The organism is Photorhabdus aegyptia, assembly GCF_000612035.1.
GTDB classification, from domain to species: Bacteria; Pseudomonadota; Gammaproteobacteria; order Enterobacterales; family Enterobacteriaceae; genus Photorhabdus; species Photorhabdus akhurstii.
The window spans coordinates 1-5334 of record NZ_JFGV01000110.1; the positions used below are offsets into that span (position 1 = coordinate 1).

Genomic DNA, 5334 nt, shown 5'->3' on the forward strand with positions numbered 1-5334 from the left:
GAATATTTTATCCGCGAGTTGCATAGTCTGGCGGTAGCCGGGCTGCAACAGGAAGGCGACAAAACGCCCGGCGCATATCGGCAACATAATGTCAGCATTGCTCAGTCTGACCATTTGCCGCCAGACCACATCCGCGTTCCTGATTATATGGCGGAACTGACCGCCTTCATTAACCGTGCCGATAAGCCAAAGTACGATCTGATGAAGATTGCACTGGTGCATCATCGCTTTGGCTGGATACATCCCTTTGGCAACGGTAATGGCAGAACGGTCAGATTACTGACCTATGCGTTGCTTATCAAGTATGGTTTTAATGTTCAGACTGGTGGGCGGGTTCTCAATCCGACAGCGGTATTCTGTAACGATCGTGAACGCTATTACGCCATGCTTTCGTTAGCCGATAAGGGAACAGAGCAGGGGCTGGAAGAATGGTGCTTATATGTGCTTTCGGGGATCTCCTCTGAGCTGAAGAAAGTTGATCAACTGACAAGCCACGCTTTTCTGAGTGAAAAAATCCTGTATCCGGCTATCGATTTTTCATCGGAGAGAGGATTGATAAACCCGCTGGAATCGAAGGTTCTGAAACGTGCCGTCGAACTGGGGACGATAAAAGCGGGCGATCTCCGCGCCGTTTTACCTGACCTGAAACCGACGCAGGTAACTTATCAGCTTGGTAAGCTGATTGAGCGGGGATTGCTCCAACCAGTAGAGGAAGGGGCTCGTACCTATACGGCGAAGTTTTCGAACTCATATTTGATTCGTGGGGTGATTAAGGTTCTGCGGGAAGAAGGGTTTATTCCTGATTTGTGATGTCAGGAACATATTAGTGGATTATTTACACTTTTCTTATGGTTACATTTGATGAAGCATAGCAGCTATTAATATAGCTGCTATATCTCTGTTTTTATTTATTTGGAAAAATTAACTTTAATTAGGGGCTTCATTTACTATAGTTGAGGCGGTCTCGACTGGTTCTGTTGTTCCAACGTCATTTATTAGTAGATTCATATAATTAATATCAAGAAAATGGCCCTGTGCAAATGAACTGAAAATTGAAAAAATAAATGAAATAAATCCTTGAGGGTATATACGGCCATCAATAATAAGCTTAGTAAATGTTACTAATCGTTCCTCTGCGGTGCGTCCATCGGAAGCATTAACGATACCTTGGCAACAAGTATTAAATAATACGATTATAGCGTTGTCCAGAGATAATGGTCTTCTTTTCTTATAATGGTTGATATAAACTAAAAATAATGGCAGAGAGATGGCATGAGTAAAAAATGAACATAAACTATTAAAGTTATTAAATGGATTGGAGTGCATTTGAAATATTTTAGTTACTAAAGCGACATGTTTTTCATCATCTGAATTTGCCAATGCAATACAATCTTTGTAGCTTATATGCATAGGAAGATAAGTTTCTACATGACATTGGAAATTGTTTAACTTAATAGGTAGTGGTAAATGCTCTAAGAGATGGGATGTAAACACTATCGAATTTACTATTTTTATTTCAGTATCTAAAGACTTTGTCAGGGCACTAAAGGCATCATCAATAATAAAATATGGTGTTTTTGTAAAAAGAACATATTTCATTGTAGAATAGACTGATGTATCTAAAAACTCTTTTACATTTAATAATGTATCTGGCGTATTATCTACTGGAACTGAGTGAACTTCGCAGTAGCCAAGTAAATTATTCAGAGCTTCGCGAATGGATGTTGTTGAGCTTTGAATGTCTTCTGCGGTTATCCTAAAAAGATGATCATCACGCACACCAATAGATAGATAAGAAGGATTTTCAACTTCAGTTAACCAATTATCAATACACGTTTTAGTCTCATTTGTAATTATTAGTTTGTATCTACTTTTGCATAATGTTATGTCTACACGAGTTAAAGCGAAATAAATGATACCATGAATATCTGTAATAAATTGTTCTGGATGATCGACTTCACCCACGGGTAATGATAAAGATTTATTGACTATCTGAGAGGTTAGTAGCTGCAAAATAGATTTTACAGGTTTTCCTTTTTCAAGTTCATTAGCTTTAAGGAATAAAGGTACATTCTGGCAATTGATAATATGTTCTTCTCTTGATTGATGATCATATTGTGAAAATTCATCTTTTATTTTTTGAAACATTAGCTTTGGGTCTGAAGGGACTTCTATTCTTTTTATCGGGAAGTTAATGTCAGGTTTTTCAGAGACAATATTTAGTGCATATCTGAATATAACATGGTAAGGATTTAATTCTTCGATTATTTTTACTCTGTCCATAACATAAACAGCCTCCTCACCTACAGCTAAATTAGTAAGAAGATCCCCATATTCAGTATGAACAGATAATAAGGCTCCCTGTTCTTGGTCGGGTATTATATCAACAATAACTTTCTCTTCTATCTCCCCATTGCGACTTAATTTTATAGCTCTAATAACTTTATTTGGACGTTGTGTATTTATTTCGTTAGCTTTTTTATTCCCGATTGAGGAAAAATATATTTTTAAAAGAATGGAAGCAAATTCTTTAGGTGAATTAATAAATTGTTCTGCAACTATTTTTTCTGAAAAATGAGGGTCTATTTCATTTGAAATAAGTCTTAATAATGACAAGGTATGAGTATCGAAAGATAAGAAAATAGTTTTCGGTATTCTGTCTAGAATAGTTATGGCTGTAGCTGGAGCAGTTTTTAAAATGCAACGAATCAATAGAAGCCAGGTGTATGAATTATCATCATTTTTCTTAATGGCTTCTTCCAGAGCTATTATTGCCTGAGGCCAATTGTTATATGCAATATATATTCTGGCCTGAAAGGTCCATGTGTAGTGATTCCATAATGCTTTATCCAGCTTGCTCAGGCATTCTATCAATGTAGTTAGCTTTTCTGCACGAATAAGTGACTCAAAATAGGCTATAACTAAGCGTGACGGCCATAAATTTTCAGGTAAACGAGGTTCGAGAAGATCACAACACTCTTTAGCAAGATCTAACCAGAGTAGATCATCGCATAAATTAACTAACTCATTGCCGGAAAGAGATGTTTTATCTTTATGTGCTAATGGAATGAAAATAGCAAGATCTTCTTTGATTCTTTTTTTATTAATGTAATCATTACTATCATTTAATAATAACTTAGCTTTCAACGAGATGAGTTGATAGTTGAAAGGTAAATTTTTAATATGGTCATCTTGTTTTAAATCAGTATTCAGAATAAGCTGTTTTATATTCTCCTTAATATATGTTCCTTTTGCTGCGGCCTCTAGTAATACAATCAGGGAGCCTGATGTTAACTCATCATCTTCTTTAATGTCCCGTAAAGTGAGAGGTGCTGTTTCATCGATAGAGAATAGCATATCAACAAAGTCAGTAACAGATGAGTAAATACCTGATATTTTATCTTTATATTTAATTATTGTTTGAATGAGTTGATAATGATTTGCTTTAACCAACATAAATAAATTACTTAAAGAGTAAAGCAACCATTTGTTGTCTGGGTATGTTTCTGAGAATGAGATCGTATCATTAATACAGTTAATTATTTGGTCATAGACGTCTTTGTCCAGGGATAGTAAATCTATATTAAGATATTTTTCTGCAAGTTCCAGTACGGTAATATAATTAAGCAGAATAGAGTTTAAGGAGGTTGGAGCTCTTTCAACTAAGAGTGTTGCAAATTTTTTTGCTGATACTTGATTATTTACCCGACTGGCACCTATAGATATTGCATAAAGTTCATCCTCACCAATGAGAGATCGGTTCTTATTCCAAAAATCATTGATTTCATCTTCATTTGCAAGGCACTGAAGATAAAACATGTGTGAGTATTTTTTCTTTGGAGACTGTGAATATATAGCTATAGTATTTTCATGATTGTTGTTTTTAAACTCTATGAGCATAATAACTGAAAAAACAACATCTCTTAGTTTATCTGATAAATCATCTTCTTTAGCAAGAGAATACAGTTCGTTAAATCCTGTGGTTAAGGTATTTCCTGATGCAAGGATTGCTGTATTTAATACATCTACAAATTGTTTGGCGACAGTTGTGGCAGGGAGTTTTTTTATTGTATCTACAATCGTCTTGGCTGAGCCTATGTCGCTTTCACGGATCTTTCTAAAAATATCTTCTGCAATAGGAAACAGATTTTCAGGAGTAAGGTCGGATGGGATTATTATTTTTTTATCACCGATAACAATGTCACCAGAACCGTAATGTGAAGAGTGCAATTTGCTATTCATTCCTGATGACCCTGCTTTTAGTTGTTGATGATTTTATTACCATGCACGATATCGCCGCTACCATGATGGGTACTAACATGGTTAATGGTCTGCGGTGCAGTTTTAATTTCCATTAATAGTTTCAATAACTCAGGATCGTTATCAATTCTGGTTTTTATTGCTTTTCCACTTGGATCATCATTTATGTCCAGTTTAGTGATTTTATCCGTCATTATTTGTGCAGTATTATCATCAATCAGCCAGTTTCTGAGAGTATCTTTTAACCAGACCGCGCTAATCGTTGCGCCAGTCTTTAAACCGTCATAAAGTAATCCCGATAAAATGGTACTTGTTAGAAAATCCATAGTTATTTCTCTGTAGTTAAATCATATAGATAACTATACCTGAAGTGTATCTTCGAATGCCAGTGCATGACCATACAGAAAGAGTGGATGATATGAGCTCTTGCTGCAACTAATCAAACGCGGTATCTTTTACAAGTACCTGCAAATTCAGGTGCCGGGATTGGTCTCCCGAATATCATACCTGCGACATATGGCGCGTTAGCTTCTTTTTTATGTCGTGCCTCTATGGTGGGCTGGGCGGGGGCACCGCAAGGTGCGCCGGTGTAGGTATGGCCGGTAAGACCAACTCCGTTCAGTTCACCACCTGGAAGATTGGTCTCTTCGGTGGTGGAATTTAAATTCACATACCGGAGGTTGCCTTATGGCTACGATCCCCACTCAGACACACCCGTTACTTTCCGTTCCCTTCAACGCCGCCACGGGCTTCACCGTCCTCGCCAGCCACTGCGAAAACTTCGCCGAAACCCTCATTGAAAGCGACGATCCAACGCTACGGCTGGCGCTTTGCGGACGGCTGTGTGCCACGAAGGCGCGCATGGGGCGTTAGCCCCGGTGCGCGCCATGCTTCACAAGAGATGGAGGCGGGCCCTCCGGTGTCGGTGTACAGGCGCAGGCACCAAACTCCCCACTGCTGCTGCGTTTAAGAGACGTGATGGTGAGCGAGATGGGAAAAGGTCGGGCGTGACCCGATCAGGTAGGGATCGAAGAGACGAACGAAAGTGAACCGTTGATGATGTGTCGAAAGCGT

Annotated in this window: 4 protein-coding genes; 2 read left to right on the forward strand and 2 right to left on the reverse strand. The window is 38.2% G+C overall.

Features of this window, described 5'->3' with window-relative positions; genetic code table 11:
• Positions 1-810, forward strand: an 810-nt coding sequence (locus tag BA1DRAFT_RS21000; RefSeq protein ID WP_036783495.1) for a Fic family protein, incomplete at its 5' end; no start/stop codon positions are given.
• 117 nt (positions 811-927) lie between these two features.
• On the opposite strand, the gene gapS6b is transcribed toward BA1DRAFT_RS21000, so the two are convergent.
• Positions 928-4242 (reverse strand): GapS6b family protein, encoded by a 3315-nt coding sequence (gapS6b, locus tag BA1DRAFT_RS21005; protein ID WP_036783497.1) that lies wholly within the window; start codon positions 4240-4242, stop codon positions 928-930.
• A 17-nt stretch (positions 4243-4259) separates the two neighbouring features.
• Positions 4260-4586 carry a GapS6a family protein gene (gene gapS6a, locus BA1DRAFT_RS21010; RefSeq protein ID WP_036783498.1) on the reverse strand — a complete coding sequence of 109 codons (327 nt, stop codon included), beginning with the start codon at positions 4584-4586 and terminating at the stop codon, positions 4260-4262.
• A 361-nt stretch (positions 4587-4947) separates the two neighbouring features.
• Between gapS6a and BA1DRAFT_RS22465 the strand changes: the two genes are divergently transcribed.
• Complete coding sequence (locus tag BA1DRAFT_RS22465; protein ID WP_072164838.1) at positions 4948-5133, forward strand: hypothetical protein; 186 nt, start codon at positions 4948-4950, stop codon at positions 5131-5133.
• Positions 5134-5334 lie beyond the last annotated feature (201 nt).

What these genes read in the sequence shown, in the direction of transcription:
- gapS6b (WP_036783497.1), bottom strand. Translation starts at nt 4,242, where the DNA reads ATGAATAGCAAATTGCACTCTTCACATTACGGTTCTGGTGACATTGTT.
- gapS6a (WP_036783498.1), bottom strand. Translation starts at nt 4,586, where the DNA reads ATGGATTTTCTAACAAGTACCATTTTATCGGGATTACTTTATGACGGT.
- BA1DRAFT_RS22465 (WP_072164838.1), top strand. Translation starts at nt 4,948, where the DNA reads ATGGCTACGATCCCCACTCAGACACACCCGTTACTTTCCGTTCCCTTC.